Consider the following 13,752-nt stretch of genomic DNA (forward strand, 5'->3'; position numbering starts at 1 on the left):
GGGCGTTTAGGGGACTTTTCCCGATGATCCCGCCCGACACAAAAGCCGGTTTTGGCCCGCGGCCGCGCCGTCGGTCGATACACCGGTTACGATGCACCCATGAGCGAGTTTCCTGCCGGGGTGCCGGCCGATGCATCCCGCACCAAGGTCGTCAACAAAACCGTCTTGGCGTGGGCGTCTTGGGACTGGGGGTCCGCCGCGATCAACGCGGTGATGACAACTTTCGTCTTCACGGTGTACCTGACCAGCGAGCTCTTCGGCGACAAGGACGCGAACTCCGTGGTGCTGGGCAACGCTCTGGCCATTGCCGGGGTCGCCATCGCCCTGCTCGCCCCTATCATGGGGTTGCGCTCGGACGCGGGCGGCCGCCGGCGTTTCTGGCTCGGCGTGAACACCGTGATTGTCGCGGTGCTCACGGCTGCCTGTTTCTTTGTTTTCCCCGAGCCTCGCTTCCTGGTCCTGGGTGTCACGCTCATCGCCCTCGCGTCGGTCTTCGCGGAGTTCGCCACGGTGAACTACAACGCCATGCTGCCGCAGATCTCCACCCCCGCGACCATCGGCAAGGTCTCTGGCTTCGGGTGGGGAATGGGCTACCTCGGCGGCATCGTGGCGCTTGCAATCGTCTTGTTCATGCTCGTCACACCGATCTTCCCGTGGGCCGGCGCCTCCGAGGAAAATGCGCTGAACCTGCGTCTTGTCGCGGTGTTCTCGGCGGTGTGGTTCCTGGGCTTTGGCCTGCCGGTGCTCTTTGCGGTCCCGGAAATCCCCGGCACGGCGGGCGGCCCCCGCTTCACGTTGGTGCAGTCCTACAAGGAACTCTGGCGCCGCGTGGCGGCCCTAGCCCGCACCGACCGCCACACCGTGTACTTCCTGCTCTCCAGCGCCGTGTTCCGCGACGGACTGGCCGCGGTCTTCACCTTCGGCGGGGTCATTGCCGCGGGCACTTTCGGTTTCCCGCTGACCCAGGTGATCATCTTTGCCATCGTCGGAAACGTCATTGCGGCAATCGGCGCCATGCTCGGCGGCTGGCTCGATGACAAGGTGGGCCCGAAGAACGTCATTGTCGCCGCGCTGATCGGACTGATTGTCGCCGGCTTCGGCGTCTTCTTCTCCCCCGACGCCACGGGATTCTGGATCTTTGGATTGTTGCTGTGTCTCTTTGTGGGGCCCGCGCAATCCTCCAGCCGGGCCTTCCTGGCCCGGCTCGCGCCGGCAGGGCAGGAGGGTGAACTCTTCGGGCTGTACGCCACCACAGGCCGTGCGGTGAGCTTCCTGGCACCGGCACTTTTCGCGATGTCCATTGCGTTGGCAAAGCCGTACGTCGACGACGCACAACGCTACGGAATCCTCGGCATCATCCTCGTCCTGCTGCTGGGTCTGGCCCTGCTGTTGCCGGTGCACGCTCCCGGGCGCCTGGGCGTGGAGCAGCCCGCCTAGCCAGACGCCCCGTGGCTCCCGTTTTGGCCCCGGCTGATGACACCGGTTTAACGGCCGTGGTTCGATGGGACCATGAGCGCAAACACCCCCATGACAATTACCGTGACAGGAGCGGGCGGGCAGATCGGCTACGCCCTACTCTTCCGCATAGCCTCCGGAGCTATGCTGGGCATTGGCACCCCGGTGCGCCTGCGGCTCCTGGAAATCCCGGCCGGCCTCAATGCCGCCGAGGGAACCGCCCTCGAACTCCAGGACTGCGCATTCCCGACCCTGGCCTCCATAGATGTCACCACGGACGTTTCCGCCGGATTCGAGGGGACAAACATCGCCCTGCTGGTCGGGGCCCGCCCGCGCGGCCCGGGCATGGAACGCGGGGACCTGCTGCAGGCCAACAGGGCAATTTTCGCCCCGCAGGGTGCAGCCATCAACGCTGGCGCCGCCGATGACGTGAAGGTGCTGGTGGTCGGCAACCCGGCCAACACCAATGCACTCATTGCCTCCGCCCATGCGCCCGACGTCCCGGCCGAACGGTTCACCGCCATGACCCGCCTCGACCACAACCGGGCGCTTGCACAACTGGCGATGACCCTGCGGGTGCCGGTCAGTGCGATCAGCAACGTCACCGTTTGGGGCAACCACTCGGCCACCCAGGCTCCCGACATCGCCCACGGCATTGTCACGGATTCACGCGGTGTGCCGCAAGCCCTGCCCGAGGCACTGGCCGGGGTGCTGGGCGGCCCCGGTGCTGTCGCGGAATGGCTGGGTGGAACATTCATTCCCCGGGTGGCCAAGCGCGGTGCCGAGATCATCGAGGTCAGGGGTTCTTCCTCGGCGGCATCGGCCGCGGCCGCAGCGGTGGACCACATGCACGATTGGGTGCTGGGCACCGGATCGTCCTGGACCTCGGTCGCCCGGGTTTCCGACGGTTCCTATGGCGTCGAAGCGGGGTTGATCAGTTCCTTCCCGGTGCGCAGCAACAACCAGGCCTGGGAGATCGAGCAGGGACTGGAGGTCTCGCCCGCGGTGCGGGCCCGCATCGACAGGTCCGTCCAGGAATTGCGCGACGAGCGCGACATGGTCCGGAGCCTTGGGCTGGTCCCCTAGCCGGCTCCATACAGCCAGTTCCATGGATCGAGAATGCCAACGACGGTTAAGCAGGAAAGGCCCGGACCAGTCGGTCCGGGCCTTTTCCACAGCGGGCTAGTTTTCCAGCATCGTCCTGTGGAAGTTCAGGTGGCTGCGCGAGGCGGTGGGCCCGCGCTGGCCCTGGTAGCGGTTGCCGTAGGCGCCGGAACCGTAGGGGTGCTCCGCCGGGGAGGAGAGCTTGAAGAAGCAAAGCTGACCGATCTTGGACCCGGGCCAGAGCTTGATCGGCAGCGTTGCCATGTTGGAAAGTTCCAGGGTCACGTGCCCGGAGAACCCGGGGTCGATGAACCCCGCAGTGGAGTGGGTCAACAGGCCCAGCCGGCCAAGCGAGCTCTTGCCTTCGAGGCGTGCCGCGATGTCGGTCGGCAGGGTGACAGTCTCGTAGGTGGAACCCAGGACGAATTCGCCGGGGTGCAGGATGAATGGCTCGTCCGGGTCGACTTCGACCAAACGGGTCAGCTCCGGCTGGTCCTGGGACGGGTCGATGTGGGCGTATTTGTGGTTGTCGAAGAGCCGGAAGAACCGGTCGATCCTCACGTCAACGCTAGCCGGCTGAACCATCGCCGGGTCGAAGGGGTCCAGCTTAATACGATCGGCCGCGAGTTCGCGTCGAATATCACCATCAGAAATCAGCACAACACCCAAAATATCCCATATACGGTTCCTATCAGGCATCGGCAACGTGATTGTGCCCCACATGACCCTTCCGCCCGAATCGCCATGCCCCGCAAAGGGTGCGGTCGTGCAAGGATTATCCAAGGTTTAGCGGTTATCCTGAAACTGTTCCTTGGTGTTTCAGTTCCTGAAAGGGCATCGTGTCTTCGTTTCGTCTTGGCGTTCCCGCACTCCTGCTGGTCGCCGGCTTGCTGGTTTCCGGCGTCGCTGCAGCTCCGGCAGCCATTGCCGCCCCGGCGATCCCTTCGGTGGGATTTGAAAAACAGCCCAAGGCACCCTCTGCAAATGAACTCACCAAGGACCCTGCCTCGCTGCTGGTTTTGGTCAACCGCGAGAACGCGTTGGACCCGGCCAACTACAAGCCCCGGGATCTCCGGACGGTCGCGGGCAGCGACTCGCAGCTCCGCGACGAGGCAGCCACGGCGTTGGAGAGCTTGCTCAAGGCCGGGCGCAAGGATTCCCGCTCGCTGACGGTTCTAAGCGCCTACCGTTCCTACGACCGGCAGGCAGCCCTCTTCAACCAGTACAAGGCACGTTACGGTGTCGAGTTCGCAACCCGCATTTCTGCTCCCGCGGGCACCAGCGAACACCAGCTCGGACTGGCAACGGACCTGGGTTCGCGCAATAGCTCCTGCGATCTGAAGGCCTGCTACGGTGAAACGCCCGAAGGCAAATGGCTGGCCGAGAATGTCGAACGCTTCGGTTTCATCATTCGCTATCCCGCCGACGGCGAAAAGGTCACGGGGTACAAGTACGAGCCGTGGCACCTGCGCTACGTTGGCGTTGAGCAGGCCAGGGCCATGAAGGCCTCCGGGTCCAAGACCTTCGAGGAATACCACGCGAGGCTGGTCAAGGCCACGAAGGTCAAGCCCCTGACGGCCGAACAGATCAAGCAGCAACGAGAGTCCCTGCTGATCCTGCGTTTCCTCCCCCCGTACCGCGACTGGTCCGTCGGCTACGACTTCGCACGCTGACCACAGGCAATCCACGGCCGAGACCCGGCTTCCGGGACATTGGCCCGGCTTCACCGAACCACCAATGTGGCGGGCCCATCCGCTCCTCCGACAGCCTCCGCACGGCTTCCGGCTACATCGGTAGCATGCCGCGCAAAGTATTTTAGGCATGGCTAAAACACGCTACTCTTTAGCCATGCCTAAAAATATTTTCGGTGCCGCTGTCGCCACCGAGGCAACCCCCGCCTCGACGGCGCTACCCTCCTCCCGACGTCTCTTGTGGCTGCTTGGCCCGGCCCTGGTGGCAGGCGTCGCCTACCTGGATCCCGGCAACGTCGCGGCGAACATGAGCGCCGGCGCACAGTACGGGTACCTGCTGGTGTGGGTGGTTGTCAGCGGCAACGTGATGGCTTGGCTGGTCCAATACCTCTCGGCCAAATTGGGCGTTGTCACCGGCAAATCCCTTCCCGAGGCGCTGCGCGACCGCTTTGGAACCCGCGCGGGCAGGATCGCCTACTGGCTGCAGGCCGAGGCGGTGGCCATGGCCACCGATATCGCAGAAGTCATCGGCGGGGCCGTTGCCCTCTACCTGCTCTTTGACCTGCCGCTGCTGCTGGGCGGATTGATCACCGGCGTGATTTCCATGGGCCTGCTCCTGGTGCAAACCCACAAGGGCCCCTGGGTTTTCGAACGCATCGTGATAGCGCTGCTGCTGGTCATCGCCGTCGGATTCTGCGCCGGGGTCGTGATCGCACCGCCCGAGGCCTCCAGCGTGGTCGGCGGCCTGGTTCCGCGCTTCGCGGACGCCAACTCGGTGTTGTTGGCCGCATCGATTCTCGGGGCAACGATCATGCCCCACGCCATCTACGCGCATTCATCGCTGGCCCGTGACCGCTTCGGCCGGGCCCCGAGCCAACTCGGCATCCCACGCCTGCTGAGGGCAACGCGCTGGGACGTCTCGGTCGCCATGCTCATCGCCGGTTCGGTCAATGTGGCCATGTTGCTGCTGGCCGCCGTGAACCTTGCGGGGGTCGAGGGAACCGATTCGCTCGAGGGTGCGCACGCCGCGCTTGAGACGGCGCTTGGCCCGGTCATCGCCACGCTCTTCGCCGTGGGGCTGCTGGCCTCCGGGCTCGCCTCGACCGCCGTCGGCGCCTACGCCGGCGCGGAGATCATGGAGGGGCTGCTACACCGGCGCATCTCGATCGTGGCCCGCCGGCTCATCACCCTCACTCCCGCGCTGATCATCCTCGCCGCGGGAGTCGATCCGACCTTTGCGCTGATCCTGAGCCAGGTTGCGCTGTCGTTCGGCATCCCGTTTGCGCTGCTCCCGCTGGTGAACCTCACGGCCCGCCGCAGCGTCATGGGCCACTACGCCAACAAGTGGTTCACCACCGCCGCGGGCATCCTGGTTTCGGCGTTGCTGATCGCGCTGAACGTGGTCCTGATCGTGCTGACCGTCCAGGGCTGAGCAGGTTCCCCGCGTCCCGGGGATGCAGGAAGGGCACGGGTGTTTCCACCCGTGCCCTTCCTGTTTTCAGGCAGTCACCGATCCCCTTGCGGGGCCGGGACTACTTGGTGCGAATCGGCAGGCCGGTGAAGGTCGGCTTCGAGGACTCTGCGAAGAAGTCGTTGCCCTTGTCATCGACGACGATGAACGCCGGGAAGTCCTCGACCTCGATCTTCCAGATCGCTTCCATGCCGAGCTCCTCGTATTCGACGACCTCGACCTTCTTGATGCAGTCAAGGGCCAGGCGCGCGGCCGGGCCGCCGATGGAACCCAGGTAGAAACCGCCGTGGGTGTTGCATGCGTCGGTGACGGCCTTGGAGCGGTTGCCCTTTGCCAGCATCACCATGGAGCCGCCGGCTGCCTGGAACTGGTCGACGTAGGAGTCCATGCGTCCCGCGGTGGTCGGGCCGAAGGAACCCGAGGCCATGCCTTCGGGGGTCTTGGCCGGACCGGCGTAGTACACCGGGTGGTCCTTGAGGTACTGCGGCATTTCCTCGCCGGCGTCCAGGCGTTCCTTGATCTTGGCGTGCGCGATGTCGCGGGCCACCACCAGCGGGCCGGTGAGCGAGAGGCGCGACTTGACCGGGTGCTTGGTCAGCTCGGCCAGGATCTCATCCATCGGCTTGTTCAGGTCGATCTTCACCACGGAGGACCCGCCGGTGCCGGAGACACCGCTGGTCTCCTCGTCGTGGGCGGCGATGGCCGGGTGGTCGGACTCTGGCATGAAGCGCGCCGGATCGGTTTCCAGCTGCTCGACGAACACGCCCTCGGGGGTGATCTTGGCAAGCATCTGGCGGTCGGCCGAGCAGGACACGGCGATGGCCACGGGCAGCGAGGCGCCGTGGCGCGGCAGGCGGACCACGCGCACGTCGTGGCAGAAGTACTTGCCGCCGAACTGGGCGCCGATGCCGAAGTTGCGGGTCAGGTCCAAGACCTTTTCCTCGAGGTCGGTGTCGCGGAAGCCGCGGCCGGTCATTGCACCGGTGGTCGGCAGGTTGTCCAGGTACTTGGCCGAACCGTACTTGGCGGTCTTCAGCGCGAACTCGGCGCTGGTTCCGCCGATGACGATGGAGAGGTGGTACGGCGGGCAGGCCGCGGTGCCCAGCGAGCGCAGCTTCTCATCCAGGAAGCGGAGCATCGAGTTCTCGTTCAGGATGGCCTTGGTTTCCTGGTACAGGAACGACTTGTTGGCCGATCCGCCGCCCTTGGCCATGAAGAGGAACTTGTACTGGTTCTCGTGGCCGGGGGTGGTGTCCGCGTACAGCTCGATCTGCGCCGGCAGGTTGTTGCCGGTGGATTTTTCTTCCCAGGTGGTCAAGGGGGCCAGCTGCGAGTAACGCAGGTTCAGCGTGGTGTAGGCGTCGTAGATGCCCTTGGAAAGGTCCTTCTCGTCCGGGCCCTGGGTCAGCACGTGCTGGCCGCGCTTGCCCATCACGATCGCGGTTCCGGTGTCCTGGCACATGGGCAGGATGCCGCCGGCGGCGATGTTTGCGTTCTTCAGCAGGTCAAGGGCGACGAACTTGTCGTTCGGGCTGGCATCCTCGTCATCGAGGATGTTGCGCAGCTGCTGCAGGTGCGCCGGGCGCAGGTAGTGGGAGATGTCGTGAAGCGCGGTGGTGGCCAGCAACTCCAGCGCCTCGGGGTCGACCTCGAGGTACGTTCGGCCGCCCGGGCCCTCGACGGTGCGCACACCCTCGGTGGAAATCTGGCGGTAAGTTGTCTCGTCCGCCCCGATGGGCAGCAGGTCTTCGTACTGGAATTCGGGCATGAGGCTTCCTCACAAAAGATTCAAAAGGTATCCCCCTAGTTTAGGACGGTTGGGGGGACAACCTGACATCGGGTTGCGCCGCCGGCCGTAAAGTAGACATGCTTGGGGGCATGAGCGAAGAGAACCAGCAGTCCCAGAACGCCTCGTCCGCCGAGGAAACCCCCGCCGCGACCGCCAGCGTCACGGACCCCAACGCCCCGGTCACCCACTTTGAGATGATGATCCGTGCCGGGCAGAACGACCCTGCCCTCAGCGGCCAGGTCATCGCGTCCTTCATGGCCTCCGAGGTCTACTTCCTGAGCCGCGAGAAGGTCACCGGCGAAACCAAGAACGCCCAGCCGATGCTGTTGCAGAACGCCGCCGGCCAGCCCGTCATCGCACTCTTCACCCACCTGGCACGCATTCCCGGCACGTACATCGATGCGGCCCCGTACGGGGTCCAGGTACTGGGCGCAACCATCGTGCGCTCCCTGATCGACACGGGCTTTGTGATCAACCCGGGCCACGAGCTGAGCTTCGAGATCGACGCCGAAGGCGTGAAGACCATCCGCGAGGACTTCAACCCCGACGGAACGCTGAAGAACCAGCAGGCATAACTTGTGCCCCCTAGTACCCCGGCATCCACGGTGCCGAGGTACTAGAGTTGATACATGAATTTTGAAGATACCTCACTACCCGGTCTCGGTGTCCGCCGCGAGATCACTCTCGCGTCGGGCCGCCGGGTCGGGGTGGTCATCTTGCGTGACGGATCCATGCAATTGATCATCTCCCAACGTGAAGATCCCGATGCGTGCGCTGCCGCGATTCCGTTGAGCGTGGACGAAGCGGGGGCCATCGGCGCCATGTTGGGCGCCCCGCAGCTGGTCACGCAGCTGACCGACCAGCACCGGGACCTGCCGGGGGTCAACACCCAGCAATTCGTGCTCAGCCATGAAAGCCCCTACGTGAACCGGACGCTGGGCGACACCAGCCTGCGCACACGCACCGGCTCGTCGGTTGTTGCGATCTCCCGCAGCGGACGAGTCTTCCCTTCCCCGGAGCCATCCTTCGAGCTCAATGCCGGTGATGTATTGGTCATTGTCGGCACCTCCACAGGTCTAGACAACGCCGCCCACCTGATCAACGACGGATAAGGCGATAGGTCATGGGGGAAACAGCAATCATCCTGATTGAGCTCGGAGCCGTGTTCCTTGGCCTTGGCCTCTTGGGACGCATGGCCGCCAAGTTCGGGATGTCGCCTGTTCCGCTTTATCTCATCGGCGGCCTGATGTTTGGCCACGGCGGGTTGATCGATTTGGGAGGAATCTCCGAATTCGGCGAAATCGCCAGTGAAATCGGTGTCATCCTGTTGCTGCTGATGCTGGGACTTGAATACACGGCCCGCGAACTGGTCACGGGGCTCAAAGGGTCCTGGTTTGCCGGGATCGTGGACTTCGTCTTGAACTTCACTCCGGGTGCAGGCCTTGCCCTACTCATGGGCTGGGGTTTTACCGGGGCCCTGGTCATGGGCGGGGTCACCTACGTTTCTTCCTCTGGAATCATCGCAAAGGTCCTCTCCGACTTGGGACGGTTGGGCAACCGTGAAACGCCTGTCGTCCTGTCGATCCTGGTCCTCGAGGACCTGGCCATGGCCATTTATCTGCCCGCCCTCACTGCCACCTTGGCCGGCCTGAGTTTCCTTGGCGGGCTGCGCACCGTGGGCATCGCCCTGGCCGCGATTACCGTAGTGCTGCTCGCTGCGCTGAGGTTCGGCCCGCAGATTTCACGGCTCATTCACTCGGCCGACCAGGAGAATTTCCTGCTCAAGCTCATCGGGGCGGCCCTGTTGGTTGCCGGTCTGGCTTCGGCCCTTCAAGTTTCCGCCGCTGTGGGAGCGTTCCTCTTGGGTATCGCCATTTCCGGGTCGACGGCAAGTTCGGCCACCAAGGTACTCGAGCCCCTGCGCGACCTGTTCGCCGCCATGTTCTTTGTGGTCTTTGGGCTCAACACCGACCCGACGACCATTCCCGCCGTCCTGCCCATGGCCATCGGCCTGGCCTTGGTCACCTCGGCTACAAAGATCCTCACCGGTGTCTGGGCGGCAAAACGTGCCGGCATCGGCGTACCGGGCCGTTTGCGGGCCGGTGTCGCGCTGATCGCCCGCGGTGAATTCTCCATCGTCATTGCCGGCTTGGCCGTCGCCTCCGGAGCCGTCACCGGCGAATTGGCGGCGCTTGCAACCGCCTACGTGTTGCTGCTTGCCGTCCTTGGACCGGTGGCCACGCGTTTCGTGGAACCGCTGAGCAAGCCGTTCCTGCGCAAGCGGACCCAGTCCTCTCCGACACTCCCAAACCCGCCCTTGGTCACCGATTAGGTTTTGGGGGCCTACTTTGGGATATGCTGTCTTTTGCCCGGGCGGTCATTAGGCTTCTCGGTGCATCGCGGGCGTAGCTCAATGGTAGAGCGCCAGCTTCCCAAGCTGGACACGCGGGTTCGATTCCCGTCGCCCGCTCGTGATTGTTGAGACCCGGCCTGTGGCCGGGTCTCAATGCGTTAAGCCGCAGTGTGCCCCGTGTGCCGGGGACAATGATTTCCCCGACCTGCGGCTCGGACCGAACGGGAAGGTGCCACAACACATGGTCGGTGTACTCTCGGGTTTTGCCGTGGTCTGGACAGTGATTGCTGTGGGCTACCTGGTGGGGCGCACCGGCGTGCTTGGCGCGGATGCACGGTACGTGCTGAACCGCCTGACCTTCTTCGTGGCAAGCCCGGCCCTGCTTTTCACGACCCTTGCGGACTCGGATCCGGTCTCGGTACTGGGCCCTTACCTGGGCGTCGCGGCGATCTCCTCGACAGCCACCGCCCTTGCCTTCGTGTTGGCCACCCGGTGGTGGCTGCGCCGCGACATCACCGAGACGACGATCGGCGCCATGAGCGCCTCGACGGTGAATTCGGCCAACCTGGGCCTGCCGATCGCCCTTTACGTGCTTGGCGACATTTCCTACGCGGCCCCGGTGATCCTCTGGCAGCTGGCGCTCTACTCCCCCGTTTGCCTGGCCATCCTGGATGCCAGCACGTCAAGGCATCGCACCACGCCCTTGTCGATGCTGGCGCAAACGGCGAAGAACCCGATGATCGTCGGTTCCCTGGCCGGGTTGGCGTGTGCGCTGTTCAACGTGGAATTGCCCCAGCCGCTGGCGGATCCCATCGAGCTCATCGCGGGCGCGTCCATTCCGGCGATGTTGATCGCCTTTGGCATTTCGCTGGTCGGCTCCAAGCCGTTGGAGGCTTCCGGTGGCCGCAAGGCCGACACCATCGTCGCCACGGCACTGAAATTGGCGTTCCAGCCGGTGGCTGCGTGGGCCTGCGCCCGGTGGCTATTCGGGCTGGACGGCACCGATGTCTTCATCGTCGTGATCATGGCCGCGCTCCCCACCGCCCAGAACATCTTTGTCACGGCCTCCCGCTACGAGCGCGGGGTCGTCCTGGCTAAGGACACGGTGCTGCTCACCACGATCGTTGCGGTTCCGGCCATGATGCTGGTTCCGCTGCTGCTCGCCTAGCGGCGAAGGACCAATCGTTGGCGTCCCGACCTTGCCTCGGCGGGCTTCGGCCCGCTCCTTTCCGGCTCCGGCTCCGTACGGACCTACAGCCTTCCCTTGGCATGGCTGATTCGGCGAAGATGGTTTCTATGGCGCACGGGAAGGCCCACGCGGTTGCGAACGCGGTCCGTCCCGAGTTTGCAATATTCAGCAGATCAGGCCCACTCAGCAAACATTTTCGACGCACTTCGGAACAAAGCTCTTATGCCGGCCGGGCCTCCGTGTTAGCGTCACATCAAGGTTCGCATCGGCAGGCGTTTTGTTCACATGACGCAGCATGCCCTCGATGCGGACATTTTGTTTTCGAAAGGATCGTACCGCCCCATGAAACGTCAATTCTTTGCGTTGATGACCACCGCCGTGATCGCCGTGACGCTCACTGCCTGCGGAGGATCCTCCGAACCGTCCCCGTCCTCGGGAGCCGCCGGCGCAACGGGAACCGCCAGCGGCCTGACACTGCAGCAGGTCAAGGACGCTGGCGTGCTCAAGATCGGCACCGAGGGCACGTACAAGCCCTTCTCGTTCCATGAGGGTGGCACCGGTCCGCTGACCGGCTTCGACGTGGAAATCGCAACGGCTGTAGCCGGCAAACTTGGTGTCGAGCCAAAGTTTGAAGAAACCCAATGGGATGGGATCTTTGCCGGCCTGGACGCGGGACGCTTCGACGTGATCGCGAACCAGGTATCCATCACCCCTGAACGCAAGGCAAAATACCTCTTCTCCACCCCTTACACGGTGAGCACCGGCGTGATCGTCACCAAGGCCGACAACACCGATATTTCTTCCTTCGCCGATCTCAACGGCAAGACCACTGCCCAGTCGCTGACCAGCAACTGGTACCAACTGGCCAAGGATTCAGGCGCAAAGGTCGAAGCCGTCGAGGGCTGGGCCCAGGCTGTCACGCTGCTCAAGCAGGGAAGGGTGGATGCGACCATCAATGACAAGCTGACCTACCTGGATTCGCAGAAGACGAAGAACGATCCAAGCATCAAGATTGCCGCCGAAACCACCGACAAATCCGAAAGTGCCATCACCTTCCGCAAGGGCAGCGAAGACCTGGTCAAGGCCGTGGACGGCGCCTTGGCAGAGCTGCAGGCTGACGGGACCTTGGCAAAGATCTCCGACAAATACTTCGGGGCCGACGTCACCAAGTAGGTTTGATCGTTGCTGTCGCACAAGTTGCCGCAAGTGGTTTTCCGACTAGCTAGGGAGAACGGTCAATGAACGTCGATTGGAACTTGTTCCTCGATTCGCTCTGGCCCATCGTGCAGGGCGGTCTCACGGGCACCATTCCGCTGACCTTGGCCAGCTTTGCCATCGGGTTGGTCATTGCGCTGATCATGGCCCTGATGCGTTTGAGCGGCAACCGTTTGGTTTCATTCATTGCGCGGGCATACATTTCGGTGATCCGTGGAACCCCGCTGCTTGTCCAGCTGTTTGTGATCTTCTACGGCTTGCCGTCCGTCGGGCTCACCATTGATCCCTGGCCCAGCGCCATCATCGCGTTTTCCCTCAACGTGGGAGGATACGCTGCCGAAGTCATTCGTGCAGCGATCCTCTCCGTTCCGCGCGGCCAGTGGGAGGCCGGGTACACCATCGGCATGTCCCGGGCCACGACATTGCGGCGCCTGATCCTGCCGCAGGCCGCACGCGTTGCGGTCCCGCCTTTGTCCAACACCTTTATTTCCTTACTCAAGGACACCTCGCTGGCTTCGCTGATCCTGGTGACCGAGCTCTTCCGCAAGGCCCAGGAAATTGCGGCATTCAGCCAGGAATTCATGCTGCTGTACCTAGAAGCCGCGCTGGTCTACTGGGTGTTCTGCCTGGTGCTTTCCACCGGCCAATCGCGTTTGGAAGGAAGGCTCGATCGCTATGTCGCACATTAGACCCCCGGCGGACGCCCCCGTGATGCTGCGTGCCGACGGCCTGCAGAAGACCTTCGGATCGAACCAGGTCCTCAAGTCCATCGACCTTGCGGTGCGAAAGGGCGAGGTGCTGGCACTGATCGGCCCTTCCGGGTCCGGCAAGACCACGGTGTTGCGGTGCCTGAACGGGCTGGAAATCCCTGATGCGGGTGCCGTGGCCTTCGACGGAGGCCCGGCGGTCACGTTTGATTCCACGACCACGCAGAAGAAGGCACAGGTGCTGCGCACGCGCAGTGCCATGGTGTTCCAGAACTACAACCTTTTCCCGCACAAGACGGTGTTGGAGAACATCATCGAGGGCCCGGTACAGGTCCAGAAACGCAAACGTGCCGAGGCGGTTGCCGAGGCAACGCAACTACTGGCGCGCGTGGGACTGGCCGACAAGCACAACCAGTATCCGCACCAACTTTCCGGCGGACAGCAGCAACGCGTCGGCATTGTCAGGGCCCTGGCGCTGAAGCCTTCGCTGTTGCTCTTTGACGAGCCGACCTCGGCGCTGGATCCCGAACTGGTCGGCGATGTCCTGAAGGTCATCAAGGAGCTGGCCGACGAAGGCTGGACCATGGTGCTGGTGACCCACGAGTTGGCGTTTGCCCGCGAGGTGGCCGACGAGGTGGTCTTCATGGACCAGGGTGTGGTGGTCGAGCGCGGACACCCGGACGTGGTCCTGCGCGCCCCGGAGAACGAACGCACCCAGCAATTTGTGCACCGCCTGCTCAATCCGTTCTAAGGTGCGTGCGATTGTGACGGGGTATTG

The 13,752-nt window shown here is 63.8% G+C and carries 13 protein-coding genes and 1 tRNA gene; 12 read left to right on the forward strand and 2 right to left on the reverse strand.

Annotated elements, in window-relative coordinates:
- Nucleotides 1–99: 99 nt before the first annotated feature.
- Both JOF47_RS13360 and JOF47_RS13365 read left to right on the forward strand, forming a co-directional pair.
- A complete protein-coding gene (locus JOF47_RS13360; protein ID WP_209999352.1) occupies nucleotides 100–1,437 on the forward strand; it encodes an MFS transporter in 1,338 nt (445 codons plus the stop codon).
- A gap of 72 nt (nucleotides 1,438–1,509) precedes the next feature.
- Nucleotides 1,510–2,541 carry a malate dehydrogenase gene (locus JOF47_RS13365; protein ID WP_245356365.1) on the forward strand — a complete coding sequence of 344 codons (1,032 nt, stop codon included), beginning with the start codon at nucleotides 1,510–1,512 and terminating at the stop codon, nucleotides 2,539–2,541.
- A 96-nt stretch (nucleotides 2,542–2,637) separates the two neighbouring features.
- Here JOF47_RS13365 and dcd read toward each other — a convergent pair whose 3' ends face one another.
- Complete coding sequence (gene dcd, locus JOF47_RS13370; RefSeq protein ID WP_209999355.1) at nucleotides 2,638–3,219, reverse strand: dCTP deaminase; 582 nt, start codon at nucleotides 3,217–3,219, stop codon at nucleotides 2,638–2,640.
- 179 nt (nucleotides 3,220–3,398) lie between these two features.
- On the opposite strand from dcd, the gene JOF47_RS21985 reads away from it, so the two are divergent.
- Together JOF47_RS21985 and JOF47_RS13380 are read left to right on the forward strand one after the other, a co-directional pair.
- Nucleotides 3,399–4,232, forward strand: coding sequence for a M15 family metallopeptidase (locus tag JOF47_RS21985; protein WP_209999357.1), 834 nt, complete (start codon nucleotides 3,399–3,401; stop codon nucleotides 4,230–4,232).
- Between the two features lie 175 nt (nucleotides 4,233–4,407).
- Complete coding sequence (locus JOF47_RS13380; protein WP_209999358.1) at nucleotides 4,408–5,682, forward strand: Nramp family divalent metal transporter; 1,275 nt, start codon at nucleotides 4,408–4,410, stop codon at nucleotides 5,680–5,682.
- A gap of 100 nt (nucleotides 5,683–5,782) precedes the next feature.
- Here JOF47_RS13380 and JOF47_RS13385 read toward each other — a convergent pair whose 3' ends face one another.
- Nucleotides 5,783–7,489: a fumarate hydratase gene (locus tag JOF47_RS13385; protein ID WP_209999362.1), complete on the reverse strand. Its 1,707-nt coding sequence runs from the start codon at nucleotides 7,487–7,489 to the stop codon at nucleotides 5,783–5,785.
- 110 nt (nucleotides 7,490–7,599) lie between these two features.
- Here JOF47_RS13385 and JOF47_RS13390 point away from each other — a divergent pair, with 110 nt between their 5' ends.
- The 8 genes from JOF47_RS13390 to JOF47_RS13425 all read left to right on the forward strand — a co-directional run bounded on the left by JOF47_RS13390 (nucleotide 7,600) and on the right by JOF47_RS13425 (nucleotide 13,725).
- Nucleotides 7,600–8,085 (forward strand): SseB family protein, encoded by a 486-nt coding sequence (locus JOF47_RS13390; protein WP_209999364.1) that lies wholly within the window; start codon nucleotides 7,600–7,602, stop codon nucleotides 8,083–8,085.
- Between the two features lie 54 nt (nucleotides 8,086–8,139).
- Nucleotides 8,140–8,622 carry a cation:proton antiporter regulatory subunit gene (locus tag JOF47_RS13395; protein WP_209999366.1) on the forward strand — a complete coding sequence of 161 codons (483 nt, stop codon included), beginning with the start codon at nucleotides 8,140–8,142 and terminating at the stop codon, nucleotides 8,620–8,622.
- 11 nt (nucleotides 8,623–8,633) lie between these two features.
- Complete coding sequence (locus JOF47_RS13400; protein WP_209999367.1) at nucleotides 8,634–9,842, forward strand: cation:proton antiporter; 1,209 nt, start codon at nucleotides 8,634–8,636, stop codon at nucleotides 9,840–9,842.
- 67 nt (nucleotides 9,843–9,909) lie between these two features.
- A tRNA-Gly gene (locus JOF47_RS13405) sits at nucleotides 9,910–9,980 on the forward strand.
- 124 nt (nucleotides 9,981–10,104) lie between these two features.
- Nucleotides 10,105–11,031 carry an AEC family transporter gene (locus JOF47_RS13410; RefSeq protein WP_209999368.1) on the forward strand — a complete coding sequence of 309 codons (927 nt, stop codon included), beginning with the start codon at nucleotides 10,105–10,107 and terminating at the stop codon, nucleotides 11,029–11,031.
- 363 nt (nucleotides 11,032–11,394) lie between these two features.
- Complete coding sequence (locus JOF47_RS13415; protein ID WP_209999371.1) at nucleotides 11,395–12,225, forward strand: amino acid ABC transporter substrate-binding protein; 831 nt, start codon at nucleotides 11,395–11,397, stop codon at nucleotides 12,223–12,225.
- A 65-nt stretch (nucleotides 12,226–12,290) separates the two neighbouring features.
- On the forward strand, nucleotides 12,291–12,956 hold the full coding sequence (locus tag JOF47_RS13420; protein ID WP_209999373.1) for an amino acid ABC transporter permease: 666 nt from the start codon (nucleotides 12,291–12,293) through the stop codon (nucleotides 12,954–12,956).
- A complete protein-coding gene (locus JOF47_RS13425; RefSeq protein WP_281070244.1) occupies nucleotides 12,943–13,725 on the forward strand; it encodes an amino acid ABC transporter ATP-binding protein in 783 nt (260 codons plus the stop codon). Before JOF47_RS13420 ends, JOF47_RS13425 begins: the two co-directional genes overlap by 14 nt.
- Nucleotides 13,726–13,752 lie beyond the last annotated feature (27 nt).

It is taken from the genome of Paeniglutamicibacter kerguelensis (assembly GCF_017876535.1).
In the GTDB taxonomy this organism is placed as follows: Bacteria; Actinomycetota; Actinomycetes; order Actinomycetales; family Micrococcaceae; genus Paeniglutamicibacter; species Paeniglutamicibacter kerguelensis.